At 48.3% G+C, this 23,294-nt stretch carries 23 protein-coding genes; 13 read left to right on the plus strand and 10 right to left on the minus strand.

Features of this window, described 5'->3' with window-relative positions; genetic code table 11:
- The first annotated feature begins 268 nt into the window (after positions 1-268).
- Both ltaE and N5E87_RS06205 read left to right on the plus strand, forming a co-directional pair.
- Positions 269-1,282, plus strand: coding sequence for a low-specificity L-threonine aldolase (gene ltaE / locus N5E87_RS06200; protein ID WP_086904766.1), 1,014 nt, complete (start codon positions 269-271; stop codon positions 1,280-1,282).
- A 164-nt stretch (positions 1,283-1,446) separates the two neighbouring features.
- The gene (locus tag N5E87_RS06205; RefSeq protein WP_086904767.1) at positions 1,447-2,913 is read left to right on the plus strand and encodes an HDOD domain-containing protein; all 1,467 of its coding nucleotides are present in this window, start codon (positions 1,447-1,449) and stop codon (positions 2,911-2,913) included.
- Between the two features lie 4 nt (positions 2,914-2,917).
- Here N5E87_RS06205 and N5E87_RS06210 read toward each other — a convergent pair whose 3' ends face one another.
- The 6 genes from N5E87_RS06210 to N5E87_RS06235 all read right to left on the minus strand — a co-directional run bounded on the left by N5E87_RS06210 (position 2,918) and on the right by N5E87_RS06235 (position 8,965).
- Complete coding sequence (locus N5E87_RS06210) at positions 2,918-3,457, minus strand: nuclear transport factor 2 family protein (RefSeq protein WP_086904768.1); 540 nt, start codon at positions 3,455-3,457, stop codon at positions 2,918-2,920.
- Between the two features lie 51 nt (positions 3,458-3,508).
- Complete coding sequence (locus tag N5E87_RS06215) at positions 3,509-4,333, minus strand: M90 family metallopeptidase (RefSeq protein WP_086904769.1); 825 nt, start codon at positions 4,331-4,333, stop codon at positions 3,509-3,511.
- Positions 4,334-4,431: 98 nt separating this feature from the next.
- Positions 4,432-6,168 (minus strand): diguanylate cyclase, encoded by a 1,737-nt coding sequence (locus tag N5E87_RS06220; protein ID WP_086904770.1) that lies wholly within the window; start codon positions 6,166-6,168, stop codon positions 4,432-4,434.
- Positions 6,165-7,655 carry an extracellular solute-binding protein gene (locus tag N5E87_RS06225; protein ID WP_176370370.1) on the minus strand — a complete coding sequence of 497 codons (1,491 nt, stop codon included), beginning with the start codon at positions 7,653-7,655 and terminating at the stop codon, positions 6,165-6,167. Before N5E87_RS06225 ends, N5E87_RS06220 begins: the two co-directional genes overlap by 4 nt.
- 133 nt (positions 7,656-7,788) lie before the next feature.
- Entirely contained in the window at positions 7,789-8,223 is a 435-nt protein-coding gene (locus tag N5E87_RS06230; protein WP_176370371.1) for a CopG family transcriptional regulator, read from the minus strand.
- A complete protein-coding gene (locus tag N5E87_RS06235; RefSeq protein WP_011622002.1) occupies positions 8,183-8,965 on the minus strand; it encodes an AAA family ATPase in 783 nt (260 codons plus the stop codon). Before N5E87_RS06235 ends, N5E87_RS06230 begins: the two co-directional genes overlap by 41 nt.
- A 531-nt stretch (positions 8,966-9,496) precedes the next feature.
- On the opposite strand from N5E87_RS06235, the gene N5E87_RS06240 reads away from it, so the two are divergent.
- The 5 genes from N5E87_RS06240 to N5E87_RS06260 all read left to right on the plus strand — a co-directional run bounded on the left by N5E87_RS06240 (position 9,497) and on the right by N5E87_RS06260 (position 12,089).
- Positions 9,497-9,955: a GNAT family N-acetyltransferase gene (locus tag N5E87_RS06240; RefSeq protein ID WP_011716301.1), complete on the plus strand. Its 459-nt coding sequence runs from the start codon at positions 9,497-9,499 to the stop codon at positions 9,953-9,955.
- Between the two features lie 211 nt (positions 9,956-10,166).
- The gene (locus tag N5E87_RS06245) at positions 10,167-10,376 is read left to right on the plus strand and encodes a DUF3820 family protein (RefSeq protein ID WP_011716302.1); all 210 of its coding nucleotides are present in this window, start codon (positions 10,167-10,169) and stop codon (positions 10,374-10,376) included.
- 127 nt (positions 10,377-10,503) lie between these two features.
- Positions 10,504-10,806 (plus strand): hypothetical protein, encoded by a 303-nt coding sequence (locus tag N5E87_RS06250; protein ID WP_011622005.1) that lies wholly within the window; start codon positions 10,504-10,506, stop codon positions 10,804-10,806.
- A gap of 167 nt (positions 10,807-10,973) precedes the next feature.
- Positions 10,974-11,495 (plus strand): GNAT family N-acetyltransferase, encoded by a 522-nt coding sequence (locus N5E87_RS06255; RefSeq protein WP_086904461.1) that lies wholly within the window; start codon positions 10,974-10,976, stop codon positions 11,493-11,495.
- A 63-nt stretch (positions 11,496-11,558) separates the two neighbouring features.
- On the plus strand, positions 11,559-12,089 hold the full coding sequence (locus tag N5E87_RS06260; RefSeq protein WP_011622007.1) for a GNAT family N-acetyltransferase: 531 nt from the start codon (positions 11,559-11,561) through the stop codon (positions 12,087-12,089).
- A 97-nt stretch (positions 12,090-12,186) separates the two neighbouring features.
- On the opposite strand, the gene N5E87_RS06265 is transcribed toward N5E87_RS06260, so the two are convergent.
- On the minus strand, positions 12,187-12,882 hold the full coding sequence (locus N5E87_RS06265; RefSeq protein WP_086904460.1) for a pirin family protein: 696 nt from the start codon (positions 12,880-12,882) through the stop codon (positions 12,187-12,189).
- Positions 12,883-12,892: 10 nt separating this feature from the next.
- On the minus strand, positions 12,893-13,336 hold the full coding sequence (locus tag N5E87_RS06270) for a DoxX family protein (protein ID WP_086904459.1): 444 nt from the start codon (positions 13,334-13,336) through the stop codon (positions 12,893-12,895).
- A 164-nt stretch (positions 13,337-13,500) separates the two neighbouring features.
- Here N5E87_RS06270 and N5E87_RS06275 point away from each other — a divergent pair, with 164 nt between their 5' ends.
- On the plus strand, positions 13,501-14,394 hold the full coding sequence (locus N5E87_RS06275; RefSeq protein WP_041412961.1) for a LysR substrate-binding domain-containing protein: 894 nt from the start codon (positions 13,501-13,503) through the stop codon (positions 14,392-14,394).
- A gap of 130 nt (positions 14,395-14,524) precedes the next feature.
- Here the strand turns inward: N5E87_RS06275 and N5E87_RS06280 are convergent, their stop codons facing one another.
- Positions 14,525-16,276, minus strand: coding sequence for a bifunctional metallophosphatase/5'-nucleotidase (locus N5E87_RS06280; RefSeq protein ID WP_086904458.1), 1,752 nt, complete (start codon positions 16,274-16,276; stop codon positions 14,525-14,527).
- Positions 16,277-16,373: 97 nt separating this feature from the next.
- Positions 16,374-17,465: a hemolysin family protein gene (locus N5E87_RS06285; RefSeq protein WP_011622012.1), complete on the minus strand. Its 1,092-nt coding sequence runs from the start codon at positions 17,463-17,465 to the stop codon at positions 16,374-16,376.
- Between the two features lie 144 nt (positions 17,466-17,609).
- Here N5E87_RS06285 and N5E87_RS06290 point away from each other — a divergent pair, with 144 nt between their 5' ends.
- The 5 genes from N5E87_RS06290 to hisS all read left to right on the plus strand — a co-directional run bounded on the left by N5E87_RS06290 (position 17,610) and on the right by hisS (position 23,288).
- Positions 17,610-18,731 carry a bifunctional tRNA (adenosine(37)-C2)-methyltransferase TrmG/ribosomal RNA large subunit methyltransferase RlmN gene (locus tag N5E87_RS06290; protein ID WP_011716310.1) on the plus strand — a complete coding sequence of 374 codons (1,122 nt, stop codon included), beginning with the start codon at positions 17,610-17,612 and terminating at the stop codon, positions 18,729-18,731.
- Positions 18,732-18,763: 32 nt separating this feature from the next.
- Complete coding sequence (gene pilW / locus N5E87_RS06295) at positions 18,764-19,552, plus strand: type IV pilus biogenesis/stability protein PilW (RefSeq protein WP_086904457.1); 789 nt, start codon at positions 18,764-18,766, stop codon at positions 19,550-19,552.
- Positions 19,549-20,694 carry a RodZ domain-containing protein gene (locus N5E87_RS06300; RefSeq protein WP_086904456.1) on the plus strand — a complete coding sequence of 382 codons (1,146 nt, stop codon included), beginning with the start codon at positions 19,549-19,551 and terminating at the stop codon, positions 20,692-20,694. The genes pilW and N5E87_RS06300 overlap by 4 nt, the downstream gene beginning before the upstream one ends.
- A gap of 41 nt (positions 20,695-20,735) precedes the next feature.
- The gene (gene ispG, locus N5E87_RS06305) at positions 20,736-21,851 is read left to right on the plus strand and encodes a flavodoxin-dependent (E)-4-hydroxy-3-methylbut-2-enyl-diphosphate synthase (RefSeq protein ID WP_011622016.1); all 1,116 of its coding nucleotides are present in this window, start codon (positions 20,736-20,738) and stop codon (positions 21,849-21,851) included.
- 159 nt (positions 21,852-22,010) lie between these two features.
- Entirely contained in the window at positions 22,011-23,288 is a 1,278-nt protein-coding gene (gene hisS, locus N5E87_RS06310) for a histidine--tRNA ligase (RefSeq protein WP_011622017.1), read from the plus strand.
- Positions 23,289-23,294: the final 6 nt, after the last annotated feature.

The raw sequence follows: 23,294 nt of genomic DNA on the forward strand, positions 1-23,294 counted from the left end.
TTATCTTGGATAGTTAAAACCACTAAGAGATTTGCATTGCATTAGCATGAGCATCTTAGTCGGGTATTCTATCTTTTTATCGGCCTAACGCCAAGTTTTGCCCGTTATTTGATGCAAATCAATTGCATCAGCATAGATAACATTGGCTCCTTGTTGATTTTATCGGCAGACATAAGGGCAAACTATACAAATTTTTCCTTTGAGGCTAGAGTCGCACTTACGCGATGAATATCCGCGTCGGGGATAGGCACAAGAAGTCGAGGACAAGATGATAGATTTACGCAGTGATACCGTGACCCAGCCAACAGAGGCGATGCGCTTAGCCATGTCGAGGGCTGAAGTGGGTGATGATGTTTATGGTGATGATCCGACCGTTAACAGCTTGCAAGACATGGCCGCCGAGATGTTCGGCTTTGAGAGTGCGCTGTTTACGGCATCTGGTACTCAGGCCAATTTGCTTGCATTAATGGCCCATTGTGAGCGTGGGGATGAATACCTGTGCGGCCAGCAGGCCCATAACTATAAATTTGAGGGCGGCGGCGCGGCGGTACTCGGCAGTATTCAGCCGCAACCGCTGACCAATCAGCTGGATGGTACTATCGCCCTGACCGATATTGAAGCGGCGATTAAACCCGATGATATTCACTTCGCGCGCACGCGCTTACTGAGCCTAGAAAACACTATCGGCGGTAAAGTATTGCCTCAGACTTACCTAGCCAATGCGCAGGCGCTGGCATTTCAGCGTGGCTTAAAAATTCACTTAGATGGCGCTCGGGTTGCGAATGCCGCCGTGGCACAGGGGATAGGGATTGCCGATATTGCGGGGCATTTTGATTCTGTCTCTATCTGTTTATCCAAGGGATTGTGTGCGCCTGTTGGCTCACTGCTCCTAGGTGATGAGCGTCTAATTAAAAAGGCCACGCGCTGGCGTAAAATGTTGGGCGGCGGTATGCGTCAGGCGGGGATTTTAGCGGCTGCGGGTAAATTAGCGCTCACAGAGCAGGTTGAGCGACTTGGCGAAGATCATGAAAATGCTACGTATCTTGCCCAGCAATTGAGTCAGTTGAGTGAGTTTGAAATCGATTTGACCGCCGTACAAACCAATATGGTGTTTGCAAACCTCGCGCCCCATGTCGATGAGAAAGCCCTAGCTAAGCGTTGCCGTGAGGCGGGGATCCTCATCAGCCCTAGCCGTACTCTGCGCTTTGTGACCCATAAAGATGTTTCGCGTCAGGATATTGATAAAGTGCTGCAAGTGTTTAAATTGCATTTGCAGGCATAATCGGCGTGACGCCCAAGTGAAAGCTTGGACTTTTTTATACCTCTGGCTTGCTATATCGTGGATTTTAAAATCAAAAGTCGAATTGTGAGCCAGATGCTAGGCGAATTTTTTTAAGCCTATCTATACTAAAAACAATAAGTTCACATCATCGAGGTCATGCTGGGTTGAAACCTAACAATAATACTAATAAAGGGGTGGATTATTGGACAAAACGGATCAGTGAATTGGAAATGCCAGCGCTCTGTTCCACCGTCCAAACGCTAGAAAAGCTTGCCAAGGATGACGTCTCGTCTCTCGCCTTACTCGGGCGAAGCGTGATGCACGATAACGCCCTCACATCCCGCATCTTACGGGTCGCCAATAGTGCGATTTACCATAAGGGCAGTACCCAAATTTCGACCGTGAGCCGAGCCGCGATAGTGCTAGGGTTTGATGCCGTGCGTAATATCTGCATCACGGCCCAGCTATTATCGAGCCTTTTAGAGAGTAAGAATCTCGCCCCCGCCGTTTATCAACGCCTCATTAAATTAATGGCGAAGGCATTTCAAGCCGCCATGTTAGCGCGGATGATGCTCAGTGATTACGATGAGGATATTCAGGAAGAAGCCTTTATTGCGTCTTTGCTTTACCACATTGGTGAGAGTGCATTTTGGAGTATCGGCGGCGAGTTTACCGAAATTTTAGACAGTCAACTCAGTGCCAGTGAAACCCCAGCCGAAGAGCGTAGCGTCATTCGTGAAGCTTTAGGCACCTCATTTTCGCAGCTGACGCAGAGTATTGCGCGCCACTGGGGCTTAGGGGAATTATTGATCCAAGCGGTGAATTATCCCGACGATCAACGCCCTGAAATTCGCTCTATTTTTCTTGCCGATAAGCTTTGCGAAATTCTCTCCCAAGAGGTGATAGATAAAATCGAGTTGGATAAGCGTATCAGCCAAGCCGCGCATTTTACTGGGCTGGATGAGAAAGAATTAACCCTGAGAATGCAGCGCTGCACCAAGGCGACCCATAAATTAGCCGAAGCCTATGGCGCCAAGGTGTTGATTGACTATCTGCCTGACCCTAAACGCATCAATAAGCTTGAGCCCAGCGTCCCTGAGGTAGAGTTGCCCGTGTTTGAGGCCAACTTGAATGTGCAATTGGCTAAGCTGCGTGAACTCACCGCCTTTGCAATCAACAAAGCCGATTTTAATCAAATCATGCAAACCGTGCTCGAGGGGATTTTAGAAGGGGTCGGTGTGGACCGCTGCGGAGTTTTGCTCTTATCTCCTAGTCGTAAACAGCTGCAACCGAGGATCATGCTCGGCCGAGACGCCGAGGAAATGAAGCAGCAGTTTATTATCGATCTGAGTGATAGGAAGGGGCTATTTCCGCAGGCGATGGAACACAAGGAATGCCAGTGGGTGGATAACCCCAATGCCAAAAAATGGCTAGAACAATGCAAAGAACTTAAGACTCAGTTGCCTGAGTCGGGTTTTTTGATGGCGCCGCTCTTAGTGGATAATAAAGTGATCGGTTTTTATTATGCCGATAGGGGGCCTTCACAACGAAGCTTTAGCGAAGTGGATTTTCAAGCCTTTATCCACTTCTCGCAGCTGGCCAATGTGTGTTTTACCGTGTCGCTAAAATAGCGACTTACTGAGCGTTTTTAATTTCAGCGGTAATGTGTTTGGCGATTGCATTGGGGATGGGAAAGCTCAAATGATATTGGGCAATTTTCCATTCCCCATTGGTCTTGATTAAGGTGCCAGTACCGCGACTCACGCCATAACTTGGGCTGTTGAGCAGTTCATCGAACAGAATGACATCACCATGCTGCACTAAATGGCGGCGAGTTAAATCGTAGCGCCAACCTTTGGTTGGGCGCGAATAGCGTTCAAACTCGGCTATGCCCCAGCGCTCAGTCGCATCAGTTCCAATAAAAATGCCATCCTGACGATAGAGGGCAAAATACTTATCCCAATCGGCACTACTCGAATATTGATTCAATTTATCCAGCACTTCGGCGGCTGCTTGCTCATCGGTCAGCGTTATTGCGGCTTGTTCGTTGGCAATGGCTGTTTGTGGATCAAAGCATAGGGCGCCAAGCATGAATACGCTGGCGCTGAACAGGGCAAGACGTTGGCGAGTGCGTGTCGAATGGGCGCGCTGCTCGGCGCGAGTGGAGATTGTCATCGAAAATTCCTTATCGTTATGGTTATTAGGCTAATCGCTATGTTGATTCGGTCAATGCCAGTTTATCGGATCGAGTTGATAAAAATGGCTCAATTCTCGATAAAGTGCCGGATGTTCAAGATTAAGCGCTTCTGGCTTTTCAAAAAAGACCTCGGTGACTACGGCAAAAAACTCCGCAGGATTGGTGGCACCATAGTAATTAAACAGTGACGGGCGGCCAAGGGCGGCAGCTTGTACTAACTCATTAAAGGCCTGACTGAATACGCTCGACCACGACAGGTAATCTTGGCGGTGTTGTAAAATCGGCGCGCCATTGGCGTGACCATCTTCTTGATCTAATTGATGGGCAAACTCGTGGATCACGACGTTGTTGCCATCATGGGGATTGGCTGCGCCCTCAAGGGTGTTCTTCCACGACAGTATCACTTGGCCCTGCTCCCAAGATTCCCCTGCCAGCACATTGCGTTGTTCCCAAATCAAACCCGCGGGGTCTTGGCGCTGGCTGTCGACAATAAAGGCATCGGGATAGACCAATATTTGCCTTAGATTGGGGTAAAAGTCGGTGTTGCGATTTAGCAAAAGCAGACAAGCTTGGGCGGCGATAGTGACGCGAATTTCATCGGTTATTTGCAAACCGTCACAGCCAACGAATCGTTTCTCATCCAAAAAAACTTGGATGTGACGCTTGAGTTGTAGTTGAAGATCCGTGGGTAAGGCGTGGAAGTAGGGCAATCTCTTTTTCAAAATCGTTCGCCAAGCCTTAGGAAAGGCACTGGCCATCACACGCTTACGGTGGAGTGTCTTGCGCCAGCGGCTCGACGCTAACCAAGCGATTGCACCGAGACCAAGCATTAGGGTAATGAAAACGGCGAGCATGACTTCCTCAGTGCAAAATTTTCCTTAGGTATATTAGCTAATGGGGATTCAGTGAGGCGAACTCAATACTATGGCTAAAAATAAATCGATACAGCGAGTTATTGATTACCAAACTCTGGATGTCGTAGTGCTTCGGTGCGATTGCGTCCGGCTTGTTTGGCCTGATATAGGGCTTCGTCCGCATCGGAGATGATTTTATTGGCATCGAGTGATTGTGGCGGTTGCCAGCAGGCGACCCCTAAGCTGATGGTCACCACGCCTGAGTGGGATGAGCTTTGGTGGGGAATGGCCAATTCCATGATGGTTTCGCGCAGTCGCTCGGCAATTCTATAAGCGTCTTCACAGTGGCTCGAGGGCAGTAACAAGGTAAATTCTTCTCCACCGTAGCGGGCAAGGATATCTGTTGGGCGTTGCAGAATCGATTTGGCAGCATTGACGACCTGCTTTAAACACTGATCGCCAACGACGTGGCCATATTTGTCATTAAATTCTTTAAAGTTATCAATATCAAACATCACTATGCTGAGTGGCATATTGTGATCGTTGGCGTAATTCAACTCCTTGTTAATTTGGCTGTCGAGATAACGGCGGTTATAACAGCCCGTTAAGCCATCGGTTTCGGCCATTGCTTTGACTTGCGCGGCATAGGTTTTTAGGGTCTCCAGCGAGCTGACCATTTGTTGCAGCTCTAAGTTATCGGTAATCGGCATTTCGGTATCGAGTTTTTCATTGGCGATGGCATTCATCGCATCCCGTGTGGCGATTACGGGTTTGATAATTCCCTTGGCGATAAAGTGCCAGCTGATCAGCCAGATAAAGAAGCAATACACTATCCCACCACAAAAAATCAGGATCACGAAGGCGGTGCTGTCGCTCTTGAGGTTAGTGCTTGCCACTTGGATTTCATCTTCTACATGGTTGACTAACACTTGGGTGAAGCTGGCAATTTCCCGCGCGGCATTGGCTTGATAGCCAAAATGCGCATTAGCGATGTGGGTGCTTTTTAAGGCGTTGCGTGATAGTTCAAACAGGTTGTCATTACCCACCATATTTTGCTTTATTTGAGATAACCAGTTGAGATACAGCGTATTATCCTGCGGTATCGAGGCGGCGACTGCCTCCATTTTGAGGAAAAGACGCATTGCATCCCGTTGCAGGCGGTTGAGTCCTATGGTGGTTTGGGTGTTTTTAACTTCATCCAGCAGCACAAACAGGTGTTCACCCTGATGCAAATAATCAGAGATTTTTTGATGCTCATTGAGGTTATGGGTTATTCCCGTGAGATTTTTTTGGGCGATAAGCTTGCTGTTGAGCTCGTGGCTTGAGTCGAGCTGCGCCTGCATCTCAATGGAAAAGGCCGATGACATTCCCGCGAGGTTCGCCTGAATATTTTGTGCTTGTAATTTGGCCTGTAAGGCGCTGTCGGTCAGGGTGTCGAGCAAGGGCAGTTGTTGCTGGAAATACAGCTGGGTATCAATTGTCCTATTTAATGCCTCATGGATATTAGTCGTATTTTCAAGACTTAACAGCACTTTAGTATCTTGCAGCAATTGTTCCCATTGATGGGTCAACTCTTGCAGTAAGCTGAGCCGCTGCTGTTCGGTATCGTAGTGATTCAGCTCTGTAGTGATAATTTGCAGTCTTTCGCTGTTTTTTGCCAATTGCAGCGCTGTGGTGACTTTGACCACATCACTGCTCACCAATTGCTCTATTTTGGTCCTTAACTGTTGTGACAATAGGATGGCGATAATGCCATTAAGCAGAGCCATGCCTAGGATGAAATATAAGGCTAGCGTGATTTTATGTTTAAGACTGGTGAGCCGTTTCGAGTTCATTTGTTTTTCTTATCAATTGCAGGCACTTCCCCATAGGTATTCTGCAGGTATTTAATTTTGTTACTTAATTCAATAAAAATATCGGTACTGTTTGCTTCGTGTCGGCTTGCGGCATAGCAAGCATGGCTTAGCTCAGGATAAATCTGCCCCATAGCGGTAGTGGTAAAGTGTCCAACTTCCAATACCTTAGTTGACCAAAACAAGTTTGCTACGTGGCTTGCCTCAAAGGCGCCGGCAATGGATCTTTTTGAAGCTTGTTTAAATTCGGGGGCTGTGACGACATCCATGCGACAGGGATTACCGCCTCCTAGAGCATAGGCATATTGGGCTTCATAGGTGCCCATGTATTTGAGTAACCAATAGGCGGCTTGCGGATTTTTACTGTCATAGCTCACTGCAAAAGCGTAGGCGCCGTTATAGGGCATGCCGCCAGGCACTTGGGCTACGCCAAGTCGAGCGCCAGGTATGTTGGTTTCGACTTTAAAGGAGGCTGACCATAGGTTGTTGTAAGCAAAGGGCCAAATCGCCACTTGTCCCGTTGCCATTGCATTGGCTGCTTCGTTGAAGGCAAATTTATCATCTGCTGGAATGGCGTAAGGCATGAGTTTTCGATAGATAGCGCTCGCTTTTATCGCCTCTTGGTTGACTGCGGGCACTTCGAAGTGGGTGATCTGCTTTTGCGGATTATAGACAGGCCACATCCAAGCGCCCCCTAAGCTCCAAATGATGCTCGAAAATTCATCGTTAATATGGGGCTTATTGCCAGACATTAAGGCGAGACCATAAAAGTCATGGTTTAGCGGTTTATCGGCGAGGAGTTCACCCGCTTTTCGGGTAAAAAACGCAGCTTGATCTTGCAATTGGTCGAAGTTAGTCGCGGGTTTGAGGGGATAACCAAAGCGCTGCTGAAACTGCGTTTGTTCGGTTTTATTCTCAAATAAATCAGCGCGGTAATGACTTCCCATCACGTAGTTGTTGTAGGGAATAGCGTGTAACTCACCGTGATAGGACAAAATATTCAGCAAGGATGGGTAATAAGGTTCGAGATAGCTTTCCATCGCTTTTTCACCGTCGGGATCGTAGAGTTTTGCGAGTTCTAATAGGGGGACGGTATAACCATTGGCGGCCCACTCTTTTGCCCAGCCGGCCTCCATGGTTAGCAGATCATATTTTCCTTCGCCTTGCAGCAATGCATGGGTCTGTAGTTCGAACATACCTTCCAGCTCGGTACTGACCACATTGACTTTAACGCCGGTTTTTTCGGTGAACTTGGGTAACATTTCCCGCGTTAGGTAGTCAGTCCAAAAGCCTTTTTCGGCGACTAAGGTGATGGGCGTTTTGTTCGTGAGGGGGGGAATTTGTGCCAAGGAAAATTCCGCTAAGGCAGGTGCTGCTAGCGTGAAACCCAGTCCGACAAGTAGGAGTGACAAAGGTTTTAACAAGAATAACCCCTTGGATACAAGTGTTAACATGCTAATAAGTAGCATTAATCATCTCGACTGTACAATAAGGATAGGCTTGATAAAAAACTATGTCTTAATTTTTGTAGGGTTTTGAGGCGAAAAAAACGGTGATCGAATTAACTTGGATCACCGAAAAAGGGTGGGAGATGGCGCGATACTAAGATTTTTTTATTTGCTGCTCGCGCATCTGCCGCAAGGCGGTGGGCAAGGCATAATGTTGTTCAATTAAAAAACGGATCAATTTCGATTTGGATATGTCACTTTCTTCAGAGAGCTTGGCTAAATGGCTGATCGCCGCTTCACTGAGGGAGAACGTCGCTTTTCGGTAATGTGGGCGCTCCTCTTCAATACTCGCATCGAGCTGTCTGGTTGCCGTTTGTGGTCGATGTAACGTCACTACATTGGAAGAATCCAGCGTGACTTCGACTTGGGCTTCTTTGACTAAATCGACCGCAACGGCAGAGCCCGTGCTCGGAAGGCGGGTCTCTCCCATAGCATAAAGGGTTGCGGCATCAATAAACTCATCGAGGGAGAGGGGCTGCGCGCCACCCCTAGATGGCATAGCGTTTTTCTTGAGGTCGCTGAGTCCCATATTGTCCTCTCAGGTGATTTGGCTGAGGTTGATTGATAGCACTGCGTGATGCGGCCATTGGCGTGCTTGGCCTGAGTAATGCCGTTAATGAGGCGGCGCAGTCAACCTGGAACATTTCGCAGGCAATGGCGCGGATTTCGTTGGCAGCCTTTCCGTTGGGCTCAATCTCCATCACGGATAATCCCGATTCTTCGCTATCATCATAGATGTTACGGCTGTAGGTTATCGCATCTAACACATTGATATCGTATGTTTTACAGACCTCTTTGGCCTCTAGGATACGGTTCGCTTGATTCGGCAGGTTAGGGCATTGAGTGATAACGAAAGAGGCATGTAATTTTGGGTTAATCATCTTACAAGTGGCGACGATATCATCCATATGGCTCACGGTTTTTAAGTCGCGGCGTTTTGGTCGCAGCGGCATCAAGATATGGGAAGCCACCGACATGGTCGCCCTTAATGCGAGGTTATCCTGTCCACCACAATCTACGAGAACGAAGTCATAGTGCTGCTCTAAACTCAGCAAGTCATTACGGATTTTGCCATAAAGTTGCACACAGTTGATGCTAGCAAGTTTTGGATTGTTGTTTCTGGCTTGGATCCAATCGGATGTGGTGCGTTGTGGATCGCAATCCACCATGATGACAGAGGCACCACATTCAGTGGTGAGAAATACTGCGATATTTTGTGCGAGGCAACTCTTACCGCTGCCGCCTTTTTCGCCGCCGACTAACACTATCATGACGAATTCCTCAATGCTTAGGGTATCACTTGGGCGGCTGTTATAAGTGTCGAGCTTTTACCGCACCTTGTTGTCATAAATGAATGTAAACCCTATGTTAATTGAGGTCAATTAGCTGATTTTTGACGTTTTTTTATAAAATGTCGCGCGATTATTATTTGACGTTACAGTGACGTGTGCCGTTTATTTGACTCTTATATCGAGCAAAGATAAATGAGGCTGATTTGTGATTAATTACATGATTTAAAATGCTTTTGTGATTCTTTTGGGCGTATTTAAGTCAGCGTCACTACTTGAGTCGAGTGCAACGATTGCCTCAGTCTTAATTCTTATATTTCTTTTATGAATATAATTTTTGGTATTTATTCTTAAATATTATTGAAACCTTGTTGTTTGCTTTATGATTTTCAGTCGAAAGTTGTCTTGTCTCTGTTCTGTATGTCATCAAATTGCCACCTAATTCAGTTAGGATTTTCCTATTATGCCGTCTAATCACCTTGATTTTTCTACCATTCGTGAAGGGATGCCAAAATGGATATTAAAATGCTTATGCCTATTGAATTTGAGTTGGTTGAATCTGCACCTTTATTTCATGAGCTGCTGAATCTACGTGATGCTGCGGGGCATCCCTCTATCGGTGTGGAAATGGGGGAGGGTCATCCGTTACAGCCTTTATATTGGGTGTCGATTCGGGTGACGGGGGAACAAGAAAAAAACTCGCCGTCAATCATCGCGACCAGCTGCGTGTATGGCGATAAGGCTAACCATTTGGCGATTGAGGACTTTATTGTTTTACCTGAGTATCGTCATTTAGGCTTGGCTAGCATCATGTTAGAGCGGGTGATGACTTATATTGATGAACATGCCGCCCCAGGCACCTGTGTCAGCATCAATGTGCATGGCGAAGAGGAGCGACTCTGCGGCGATTATGGTTTTGTCTATTCTCCCTGCGCCAACCTTGGGCCGAACATGCGTAAAATCTATTCTTAATCTTTATTTCCTGACTCAGGGTAAGTGGATGGCTTATCCTGAGTACGCTTGCCGGATACTTGCAGGATAATAGTCATATCGTTTTGCTTCACAAGTCACTTAGCTTGCAGTATGACCTCATGATTAAATCAACTCGTTAACTTTAGGCATTTGTCTGTCAATAGCGTAGCATCCACCTATTAGTGTGTTTTTTGTTTGAAGTGGTAATGCAATGGATCAACAACAGTTTATCGATGCCGTGAATCAGGTGATGCCCTTTGGTAAATATGCCGGTCGCCGCTTACTCGAATTGCCCGAACCCTATCTAGTGTGGTTTCATCAACAGGGTTTTCCGAAGGGAAAGTTAGGGGAGCAGTTAGCGCTGATTTATGAGGTCAAACTCAACGGCCTTGAGGGCATGTTAAAACCGCTATTGAAATGAGTTCCCTACTGAGCGATAAAAATCCTACTTTTGCGATAAGTGTTGTATTTCGTGATAGAGATTGGCGATTTATTACCTATGGCATGTTTTAATGCCGCATATTAGTAAAACACAAGGAACAAAAGGCATGATGGCAAAATTGGTAAAATTAGCGGCTGTAGCAACTTTAGCGTTAGGTATGTCAAGTGCTTGGGCACAGGGCGTCGTTCATGAAGGTACTGTGGTTGATACCATGAATGGTGGCGGTTACACCTATGTACAAATTAAAGAAGCTGACAACACGTTTTGGGCTGCAGGCCCAGAAGCTGAAGTCAAGAAAGGCGACAAAGTAGCCGTGGTTGAGCAAATGTGGATGAATCAATTCACCAGCAAAACCTTAAACCGCACCTTCGACAAGCTGTTGTTTGTTGGTCAAATCGAGAAGAAATAATCGATGTCTTAGCAACATTCATGTTGCGATGAGTTCCTAAACCGCCTCGCCTTGTTCGAGGCGGTTTTGTTTACAGCGGCAAACCTTTTCTTATCGTTCTGATGCTATCGCTCGAATCTAAATCACGGCAGAATATAGCGATTATTTACACTCTTGGTTGATTACTCGTGTTCGCCGCTAATTCAATCGAAAAGCCAGTCGAAGTCGTCCCCTATCAGCGCTGTTATGCGCGTGCGGTGAGTGAACTCTTTCATCAGTGCGTGCATCAAATACAACATGAGCGTTATAACGCCGCGCAGCTCAAGGCTTGGTCGCAGGCACCCCGTTCGAGTCAACATTGGCATTTACGCTTAAGTCGTTCCCAAGCATGGATTATTTTGGTGACAGATGCCGCGGGCTTATCTAAGATTTGTGCAGGTTTTATCAATGTCGAAACGGATTTTCACCATAGAGGATATATAGATAGCCTCTATATTCATCCCGATTGGCAACGGCAGGGGCTGGGGGAACGCGCTTATCGACAGCTAGAACTGTGGGCGAGGGAGCAGGGGTATAGTCAATTGAGTGCCGATGCGTCTTATCTTTCCCGCGGGCTGTTTATTAAACTCGGATTTGTCCAACAACAGCGCAGCTATCAACAAAAACTGGGCCAGGTATTGCCGAGTTTTTATATGACTAAAAAACTGTAACTGAATGGGAATACACTGCTTATGTGCCCATTGGTCATGATTAACCCATAGGAGTGGACTCCAATGCAGATACGCTTATTTTCACCTCCGGATGTGGCACAGGTGGCGGCGGTATTTAACGCCAGTGTGATGGAGGGCGCGCAGGAATATTACTCGCTTACCGAACGTTTAGCTTGGGCGCAAAATCAAGGTGAAGCACGCAGCGATGCCTACTGGCTGGCTAAGTTAGAAGACACCACCACTTGGGTGGCGCAGGAAGGTAGCAAGTTGGTTGGCTTTACCAACTTAAGGCTCTGTCCCGATGAAGAGCTCAATTGTATGGTCGGCGAAGTCGATTGTCTGTTTGTCCACCCAGAATACAGCCGTGCCGGAGTGGCGACGCATTTGTATTTAGCCCTGCTCGAAGAGGCCAAAAGCCGTAATCTTAAACGGCTTACCGTTGAAGCCTCCTATCAGGCGCGTCCTTTCTTTGAGAAACAGGGGTTTAATTGCATTCGCCGTAATGAACTACGTCGCTATCTCACCGCCGAAGATAAACAAAACGACAGGGCGCAGGTGTTAGTGAATTTTAGTTTGATTATGTCCTTATCATAGGTTCGCGTTTGGAAAGACTGCTCTTCTCTGGCCGTACGATCAGTAATAAAAAAACCGCCTCGTTTCCTTGGCGGTTTTTTATTGGTCACAATATTCATCAGGCTAAGTCAAACACTAGGGCGGTGACATAGCTGTTGGCTGCGCTAAATCGAACCGCTCCTTCGGCGGTGATATGTGCGCCATCCCCAGGGGTGAGCACTTGGTCATTGACCTTAAGCGTGCCTTCCACCAGTTGCACATAGAGCTGACGCTGTGGCTTAAGCTGCGGCATATGCACTTGCTCTTGCGGTGCCAGCATTAGCCGATACAAGGTTGCATCCTGCTGTACTTTCAAGGTGCCATTTTCACCCGTTGGGGTGACCACGGCGGTTAGCGCAGAGGTTTGCTCGAAGGCCTTTTGCTGATAACCGGCATCAATACCTAAGGTGTCTGGTTGGATCCAGATCTGCAAAAAGTGCAGAGACTCAGTGTTTGATGCATTAAACTCGCTGTGATAAATCCCTTTACCAGCTGACATTAACTGAAACTCACCCGCTGGTAAGGTCTTAACATTACCGAAGCTATCCTTATGGGCAATGGTGCCTGAAATCACATAACTGATGATTTCCATATCTTTATGGCCATGGGTTTCAAACCCTGCGCCCGGCGCAACTCTGTCATCATTAATGACTCGTAGGGAAGACACGCCCATATGCTGCGGATCGTAGTAGCTTGCAAACGAGAAGGTATGTTGGCTCTTTAACCAGCCTAAATCTGCCTGCCCACGGTCCTGCGCTTTACGTATACGGATCATCATTTCCTCCTTATTTTAAGCGTGCAGCTAACAGGTTGTCGGCACTGAGTTTACCCGCACCTGACACGGCCAGAGACACAGTGGCGGCTAACAGGGCTAAACCAAATTCATAACCGTTATTGCTGAGGAACAGACCGTTACCAATGTGGACCGAGAAAATCGCGACCACCATAGTAAAGGACAATACCAGTGCCGTTGGGCGAGTCAGTAAACCGATAATGATCAGCAAACCACCAAAGAATTCGCTCGAGCCCGCCATCAGCGCCATTAAGTAGCCAGGGGTTAAGCCGATGGAGGCCATCCATTGTCCTGTGCCTTCCAAGCCGTAGCCACCAAACCAGCCGAAGAGTTTTTGTGAGCCGTGGGCCATGAGGATGATCCCGATAGGAATACGCAGGGCCAATGGGGCAAAACTTGGGGCAGAGGTCAGTAATTTTGTGATAAGTACTTTCATGGGATGTTCCTTAATTCAAATTTTTTAACTATGTCGTTAATGGGTTAGTCGGTGGAGGCTTAGCGTTAATCTCTCCATTGGTTTAAAGTCTAGTCTTGACCTGAAGGAAAGAAAATCGGAACATTTTCAAAGTCTATTTCAAAAAATTTGAATAAGAGGTGGCTATGTTACCTGTGATGAGCCTAGATGGCTTGATAGTACTCGATGCTATTGATAAGAAAGGCAGTTTTTCGGCAGCAGCCGAATCCTTATTCCGGGTGCCATCGGCGCTGACCTACACAGTGCAGAAATTAGAGAGCGACTTAGGGGTAAAATTATTTGAACGTAAGGGCCAGCGTGCCGAACTGACCTTAGTTGGCCAGCTAGTATTACGCCAAGGGCGGGAGATTTTAGCCGCCACCGCTAGGCTTGAGGAGGCGGTTCGGCAACTCGAAACTGGCTGGGAGTCGGCATTAACCTTAGCCATAGATACTGTGGTGCCCGATTTACCACTGCTTAAACTGATTGCTGAATTTACCGAGTTAGGTAAACAGGTGACCATCAATATCACCGAGGAGTCATTGGGTGGCGGTTGGGATGCGCTGTATTCGGGCCGCGCCGATATTGCCATTGGGGTTACGGGGGAGTTACCTAAGGGGCAATATCACTTAGTCGAAATCGGCATGCTTGAATTCGTGTTTGCTCTTGCGCCTCACCATCCCTTAGCGCAGTTTGACCATCCCATCCCGACCGAAGCCCTGTTACAATTTCCCTCCGTGGTGGTGGCCGACAGCTCAACGGCGCTCGCGCAGCGCTCAAGTGGATTGTTTGATAGTCGCCAAGTCATCCGCGTGCCGAACATGCAGACCAAGATTAAAGCGCAGCAACTCGGGCTGGGTGTAGGTTATCTTCCCAAACATTTGATCCGCGAAGAACTCGCTTCAGGCGCATTAGTCGCATGTAAGGTTGAGATCCCAAGACCGGCGCAGCCGGTGTTTCTTGCATGGCGCAAGGGGAATCAAGGCAAAGCGCAGGCGTGGTTTGCCGAACGTTTACCCCATTGCGACTGGTTGTTTTAGTGAGATGTCGATAGTGCGTTTGGGTACAGGATTGAGTGAATCACAGTACTTAACCATTGCTAAGTACTGTGATGAATTAAGAGGGCTGGACTTTACGGCAGCGCTGATATAAATCCCTGACACTAGGCGCTTACACTGAGCGCTTTACATGGCTGGTGTAATGCACATGGGGGGAGAGCAAATCCGCTAAATTGGGGTTGGGCGCCCGATTGAGGAAGCGAATAAAAGCCTGTGGTAGGGTGAGCGTCTCAATCGACTCCTGCCAGCGTGCCTGTAACAGTGGGTGATAACCTTCTTTCCCCGCCGCGGTATAAGAGGTAGAAACCCCCACATAGAGCGCATCGGGCTGCACTGGATACCAGAGTGATAAGCCATCTTGCTGCATCATTTCAAGCTTGAACAAACGTTCCCCTAATGGGCGTCTACCATCGTAGTAATAACGTAATCCATAGGTATAGGGGAAGCTGCCCGCCCCCGTGCCGCGCACACTGTTGTTTGTCGCAGCGTTAATTGCCGACTCCAGCGCTTGGTATAAATACTGTCCTTGGATTTCGTATTTAACTAATGGCAACTCAAAGGGCAGCAATTGCCCCAACACATCGGCGAGGGTGAGCCTGCCTTGGGCGACCGATTGCCTTACTCCGCCCGCGTTATGCAGGGCAAAGTGGATGCGGGGATCTTCAAGCTTGGCCTCTTGGAACATACTGCGGCTCACCCAAGGGGCGATTTCGCTGCCATGGGGTAATGCCTTAGATGGCAGTCTGGTATGCACTAGATTCTTAGGCACAAGGGCTAAGACTTTGTTTTCCATCTCGGCAATCGCGGGGCGATAGATATCGTGGATCACGCCATGAATATCTTCATCGGCATCATCCCACAATACATAGGGATGCTCATTAAAGCGTTGCTGCACGGCTTGATAGTCGGTGTCATCCACTTGCTCACTCGAACTCAACATAAACTGTTTATCGAGCATAAAGTAGTTGCCGCCCTTTAAGCTTATCGCGCGGCCTGCTGCATCAAATTCAATCTCGGCCAAGCCTAAGGTTTCGGCGTATTTCCCCGCATGCACGATAGGAGTACCATTGACCATTTCACCATAGGGAATATTGCTTAACCCCAAGGCGCTAAAATCGCCCTGCAAGGTATGGGTATGGCCGCCGACGATAAGGCTGATACCATCGACTTGTTCGGCAAGCCTTTTATCCTGATCTAAGCCTAAGTGACTCAGTACAATAATGTGCTTAATGCCTTTGGCATGTAGATGCTCGACGGTGCGCGTCGTGGTCGCAATTGCATCGACAAAGTGGGTATCGGGATCGGGTCTGGCGATGTCTTTCATCTGATCCAGAGTAATGCCGATGACGGCGAGCTTTTTGTCGTAGAAGGGCTTTTCGAGGTAGCTGGCAAGCTGGGTTTTTTCATCATAGGCGAGAATATTCGCCACAGTACGCAGGTTACCCGGCTTGCGAATATCCTCTTGGCTCAAGTCCATATTCCCCGCAAGTAGCGGAAAATCGATTTGCTTAGCAAATTCGGCGAGCCGCGCATTACCTTCATCAATATCGTGATTACCTATCACCATGGCATCGGGTGCGAGTAAATTCAGCAGATGGGCGTTGGCCTTACCCTTAAAATGGCTGAAATACAGCGTGCCTTGGAAACTGTCGCCACCATGCAAAAATAAAAACGGCATTTGGCTTTGTGCGGCTCGGTCACGTGCCTGACTAATCTGATACCCTAGACGTGCATAGCCACCGCTGTGACTGGTGATATCTAAGGCTTTAAGCCCTAGATTGAGGGAAAATTGTACGCGGCTGGGCTCAAAATTCGAATGGGTATCGTTGATGTGCGCGAGTGAGAGTGTGTATCCCTGTGTCATAACCTACCTCTTTTACGGCGGGAGATTATAACCTTCTCCCCAAAAACAAGAAAGGGAGCCAAGCTCCCTTTACTTTAACAATGACTAAATAATGTCATTAACCCGAGCGTGCCTCGTCATCTTCGGCGGCGGCTTCGAAGTCACCATCATCGGAGAGACGAATGCCTTTTTGCTTCATGCGCTTGGTCCAGAGTTTACGGGCCAATTGCTGCATGTCGGTTGCTGGGTCATTCACATCGACAATCTCTAAGCCAAGTAGTGATTCGATAATGTCTTCTTGGGTCACAATACCTTGGCTACTGCCGTATTCGTCAACCACCATCGCAATTTGTGTATTGCGTTTAATCATCCGCTCGAATAACGGCAGGATTTTAGCCGTTTCGGGCACCACAAATAGGCTGCGCTTGAGTTCACCAATCGGTGCGTTCGGGCTGTAACGTTCAGCCAGTAAGACATCGGTACGGGTGATGTAACCGATAATGTCGTCGTGATCCTGATCGTATACCGGAATGCGGGTAAAAGGTTTGTCGCGATATTCCTGTACAAACTCATTTTGCGTCAGTGAAACGGGCAAGGAGAACATCACGGTACGCGGCGTCATAATCGCCGTCACAGGCACGTCACGCACCTTGAGCATTTGGGTCAAAATTTTAGACTCTTGCTCGTCTAACTCACCGGATTCGTGACCAATCTTGGCCATGGCGCTCATTTCTTGGCGAATGTATTGGCCTTCTTCCCCTTTACCTAGCAGGCGAGTCACCTGTTGCGACATCCAAATCAGCGGCTTAGTGACACGCTTCATCCAAGTGATGGCAATCGACACACTCGGGGCTAAACGGCGCCAGTGATTGGCTCCCACAGATTTAGGAATAATCTCTGAGAAGAATAGGATGATAAAAGTTAACACTCCGGAGAACACGCCGAGCATGTCATCACCAAAAACCTTGGCCGCTTGCGCACCGGCAACGGCGGCACCCACAGTGTGGGCAATGGTGTTTAGGGTCAAAATAGACACGAGAGGCGCTTCGATGTTTTCTTTTAGTTTACGCAACCGGGCGGCTGCGGCACTGTCAGTTTGTTCGAGCGAGGCGATATAACTAGGGGTAACCGAAAGCAACACTGCTTCGAATACACTGCACAGAAAAGAAACTCCGACAGCGACAAGCACTATAATGATGAGGGTTAACATATAGGTGGTATTACAACTCCATAATTTAGGCCAACATTGACCCACGCCGATTCTAGCATAGGAGTGTGGAGTTGCTGGCTAAAATTTTTCTGCGTCTGTATAATTCGCCGCCCTGTTGCAGGTTTTGGTGTTGAGGTTAGTCCTATGAGTGAAAAAAAGATCAATTTATTAGACCTTGATCGTAAGGCGATGCGCGCATTATTTGCGGATCTGGGTGAGAAGCCTTTCCGTGCCGATCAGCTGATGAAATGGATCTATCATTTCGGTGTCAGTGACTTCGAAGAAATGACTAACATCAACAAAGTGTTACGCCAAAAGCTGGCGGCGCGCTGCGAGATTGTGGCGCCTGAAATTTCAAGCTATCAAAAATCCACTGATGGCACCATTAAGTTCGCCATCCATGTCGGCGAAGGCCAAGAAGTCGAAACCGTGTATATTCCTGAAGATGACCGCGCCACTCTGTGTGTGTCGTCTCAAGTGGGCTGCGCCCTCGAATGTACTTTCTGCTCGACCGCGCAGCAAGGCTTTAACCGCAACTTAACTGTCTCTGAAATCGTCGGCCAAATTTGGCGTGTTTCCCATTTCTTAGGATTCGCTAAAGAAACTGGCGAGCGCCCAATCACCAACGTGGTGATGATGGGCATGGGGGAACCACTGCTGAACCTTGCTAACGTGATCCCAGCGATGGATATCATGCTGGACGACTTTGGTTTTAGCCTGTCAAAACGCCGAGTGACCCTGTCAACGTCGGGCGTTGTGCCAGCATTAGATAAACTCGGTGATGCCCTCGATGTGGCGCTCGCCGTGAGTATCCACGCGCCAAACGATGAATTGCGCGATATTCTGGTTCCCGTGAATAAAAAGTATCCACTGCAAGAGTTCCTTGCAGGAATTCGCCGTTACATCGCTAAATCTAACGCTAACCGTGGCCGCGTGACTGTGGAGTATGTGATGCTCGATCACATCAACGACAGCACTGAACAAGCCCATGAATTAGCACAATTAATGAAGGATACGCCTTGTAAGGTAAACCTGATCCCATTCAATCCATACCCAGGTTCGCCCTATGGTCGTTCATCGAACTCGCGCATCGACCGTTTTTCTAAGGTATTGATGGAATACGGCTTAACTGTGATTGTACGCAAAACCCGTGGTGATGATATTGACGCGGCCTGTGGACAGTTAGCGGGTGATATTCGCGATCGAACCAAGCGTTTAGCAAAAAAACGCATGCAAGAAAATCAGATTTCGGTCACAATGAATTAACTCTTTGTTTGCACAGATTTATAGGCTTGCCCATGAAGCATGGATTGTCAGGGTTATCATTAGCAATTGCCCTGTCATTATTAGTGACAGGATGCGTAACTGAGCGTACCTATTCAGGGACTGATATTCCCGTGTCGGAGCGAAAACTCGATAAAGTCGCCGCCGCACGGGAGCGTATGCAGCTCGGTTTAACCTACCTTAATCGAGGTAACTCGGAACAAGCCAAGTACAATCTTGATAAAGCAGTTGAATATGCACCAGAGCTCGAAGATGTGCATGTGGCCATGGCCTATTACTATCAAACCGTTGGCGATTTAGTACGTACCGAACAGGCGTATCAAGACGCTATCAATACTAAGGACGCCTCTGGCGATTCCATGAATAACTTTGGGGTGTTTTTGTGCCAACAAAAGCGATACGACAAAGCTGAAAAAATGTTTTTGGCCGCGATAGAAATGCCCAAATATACGCGTACCGCGTCCAGTTATGAGAACTTAGGCATTTGCAGCCGAGACGCGGGACAAACAGAAAAGGCACGACAGTATTTTCAGATGGCGTTAAAGTATGACCCGAGACGCTCGGTGTCTTTACTGGAGCTGGCTGAGCTTGGGATGGATAAAGGTGATTATGTCGATGCGCAAAACCAATTAGCGCGTTATCACCAAGTGGCAGCCCAGACTCCAGAAAGTTTAACGCTCGGAATAAAAATTGAGCAGGCGTTGAATGATGATGCTGCTATGAAGCGATTTGGCATTTTATTGCTCGCCAAATTCCCAGCATCGCCTCAAGCCAAGCAATACAGAGTTAATTTGCATCAATGAAAGATAACGAAATAAACGCGTCAGTAGAACCAGTTGCAGCGAGTGAAGCTGAATCGACGCCTGATGTAACGCTCGGCACTGTACTCAGAACGGCTCGTGAGCAGATGGGCTTAAGCATTGCGGATACCGCGGTGAAATTACATCTGCGCCCAGGGATTGTTGAAAATCTCGAAGCCGACGATTTTTCCAATATTTCTTCTTCGACTTATGTTCGTGGATACGTCAAAAACTATGCGCGCATGCTGGGGGTGGATAACGCCCTGATTGAGGCATGCCTCGCGCGGCAGGTACCGTTAGTGACGCAGCCTGCCATGCAAAGCTTTTCCCGCAAGACGACCTATCAAGCTCGTGACACTAAATTAAAGTGGCTGAGCTTTTTTATTGTCATCGTGTTACTGGGCTTATTCGTCCTATGGTGGATGCAAAGAACTACGTTGGTGACCCATGTTGATGTGTCTAAACCAACGGCGGAAGAGTTAGCAGCGGCGAATCAAACCTTGCCGGGCGATGTGCTGCTGACGGAAACCGATGCCAGCCAGCGCTTAAGCGAGATTGCGGTCAATGGCTCTATGGCGACCGATGGTCCGGTAAAAGATACCGACGAGAGCACTATCGACCCTAATATGAACGATTCGGCAGCGATGGAAGCGGAGCAGACGCCTGCTGCCAATTCGGCTATGAATGCGAGCGAATCTAATACGGCGCTTACGAACAATGCACCGAACACTGCGTCGACCTCAGCAGCGAGTAATGCCGTTGCGGTTCCAAGCACCACACAAAGCGTAGCGACCAATGCCGCGCCAGTGCAGAACCAAACTGCATCGAATGTGCCAGCAACCAATACACCAGTAACCAATACAGCTTCTACAGCGCAAGCCATGCCAGTGGTAGCTGGGCAGTCGAGCATTACTATTGAGCTCACGGGCGATTGCTGGATCAACATAGTCGATGCCAAGGGCAAAGCGATTGTTGACGGCGTCCGTGGTGCTGGCGCGAACATTCAAGCCAGTGGTGTGCCTCCGTTTAAAGTTATCCTAGGTGCTCCCACTGTCGTGTCCACATTTACGGTCGATGGTAAAGCCATCAGCCTTGCTGAATTTCCTAAGGGTCGTGTTGCGCGTTTGACTATCCCACAGGTTTAAGTCTGGCGCCTACGCAGAGTACCGAAAAGAGCGTATTGAGTATGTATAACGAAACACCCATAAAGAGACGTCCTTCAACCCGCATTTATGTGGGCAACGTGCCGATTGGTGATGGTGCACCGATTGCCGTACAGTCGATGACTAACACTAAGACCACAGATGTTGAGGCAACCGTTGCCCAAATCCGTGCCCTAGAGAAAGTGGGTGCCGATATTGTGCGTGTCTCTGTGCCGACGATGGATGCCGCCGAAGCTTTTAAAGTGATTAAGCAATCAGTATCTGTGCCCTTGGTTGCCGATATCCACTTCGATTACCGTATCGCCTTGAAAGTGGCCGAATATGGTGTGGACTGTTTGCGTATCAACCCTGGCAATATCGGTAACGAAGAGCGTATCCGCAGTGTGGTGGAGTGCGCCCGCGATAAAAACATTCCTATCCGTATTGGGGTGAACGGCGGTTCATTAGAAAAAGATCTGATGGACAAATACAAAGAGCCTACGCCGGAAGCCTTACTCGAATCGGCTATGCGCCATGTGGACATTCTTGACCGTTTGAACTTCGACCAATTTAAGGTCAGCGTAAAAGCCTCCGATGTGTTCTTGGCGGTAGAATCCTATCGTTTATTGGCCAAACAAATTCGCCAGCCATTGCATTTAGGTATTACCGAAGCGGGTGGCGCCCGTGCCGGCGCTGTGAAGTCGGCGGTTGGCTTAGGCATGCTGCTTGCCGAAGGCATTGGTGATACGCTGCGTATTTCGTTAGCGGCCGATCCGGTGGAAGAAATTAAAGTTGGCTTTGACATCCTAAAGTCACTGCGGATCCGTAGCCGTGGCATTAACTTTATTGCGTGTCCTTCTTGCTCGCGCCAAGAGTTCGATGTGATCAGCACGGTAAATGAATTAGAGCGCCGCCTCGAAGATGTGACGACCGCGATGGATGTGTCTATCATCGGCTGTGTGGTCAATGGCCCAGGCGAAGCCTTAGTGTCTCACATCGGCTTAACCGGTGGACATCGTAAGAGTGGTTACTACGATGAAGGCGAGCGTCAAAAAGAGCGTTTCGACAATGACAACCTAGTCGATTCCCTCGAAGCGAAAATTCGCGCTAAGGCGAGCCAAATGGCTAACCGCATCCAAGTGAAAGACACGACTGAGTAACAGACACAGCCGAATCAACCCATAGGTTAAGCGTTATAAAAACACTCAAGCCTTGAGCTAGACCCCGAAACCGACGGGGTCATTTTACGTTTAGTGTTGAACAGCCTATAATGCCTGACATTTTTTATTAATTTAGCGAAAATCGGACGAGTCGATACAGTGGCAAAACAGATCCAAGCGATTCGCGGAATGAACGACATTCTGCCAACTCAAAGTCCTCTATGGCAAAAAGTGGAAGCGGTACTACGTGCGAGCGTGGCTGCTTATGGTTACAGTGAGATCCGCACTCCAATAGTGGAAAATACCGATCTTTTTAAACGCTCTATCGGTGAAGTGACTGATATTGTTGAAAAAGAAATGTATACCTTCGAGGACCGTAACGGTGACAGTTTAACCCTACGTCCTGAAGGCACCGCCTCAACCGTGCGTGCGGGTAATGAGCATGGTCTGCTCTATAACCAAGAACAACGCCTGTGGTACATGGGCCCAATGTTCCGCCACGAACGTCCGCAAAAAGGTCGTTATCGCCAATTCCACCAGTTTGGTGTGGAAGTCTACGGCATTGGTAGCGCCGATATTGACGCTGAAGTGTTGATGTTATCGGCCCGTCTATGGGAAAAACTCGGCATTAGCGAGCATGTGACGCTTGAGCTGAACACCTTAGGCGACCCCGCTGAGCGCGCCGCTTACCGTGAAGCCTTGATTGCCTTCTTAGAGCAACACAAGGACAAATTAGACGAAGATAGCCAGCGCCGTATGTACAGCAATCCGCTGCGGGTACTGGACTCAAAAGATCCCCAAGTGCAAAGCATTTTAGGTGATGCGCCTGCGCTGATGGATTACTTAGGTGAAGAATCTTCACAACATTTTGCACAATTGCGTGAACTCCTCGACGCAGTTGGCATCCAATACCGAGTTAACCCGCGCTTAGTCCGTGGTTTGGATTATTATAATCGTACGGTTTTTGAATGGGTTACCAATAGCTTAGGCTCTCAAGGCACTGTACTTGCGGGCGGTCGCTACGATGGTTTAGTCGCTCAATTGGGCGGTAAAGATACGCCAGCCGTCGGTTTTGCGATGGGATTAGAGCGCATCGTTCTGCTGCTTGAAACCTTAGAGCTGACCCAAGATATCCCTGCGGCTGTTGATGTTTACGTCGCGGCGATGGGGGATAGCTGCTTGGTTGAAGCCATTAAAGTGGCGCAGGAGTTACGCTCAACCTTACCGACACTGCGTGTTATGAGCCACTGTGGCGGCGGTAACTTCAAGAAGCAAATTAAGCGTGCCGATAAAAGCGGCGCACAAGTAGCCTTACTCATCGGTGAAGAAGAACTCGCCGAAGGTGTGGTTACCGTTAAATATTTACGCAATGACAACGAACAACAACGGGTCGCTCGAAATGCATTAAGCGCATTTTTAGCTGAACTTACCAAATAAGGGGAC

Origin of the sequence: Shewanella sp. GD03713, assembly GCF_029843705.1 — a bacterium.
Classification (GTDB): Bacteria; Pseudomonadota; Gammaproteobacteria; order Enterobacterales; family Shewanellaceae; genus Shewanella.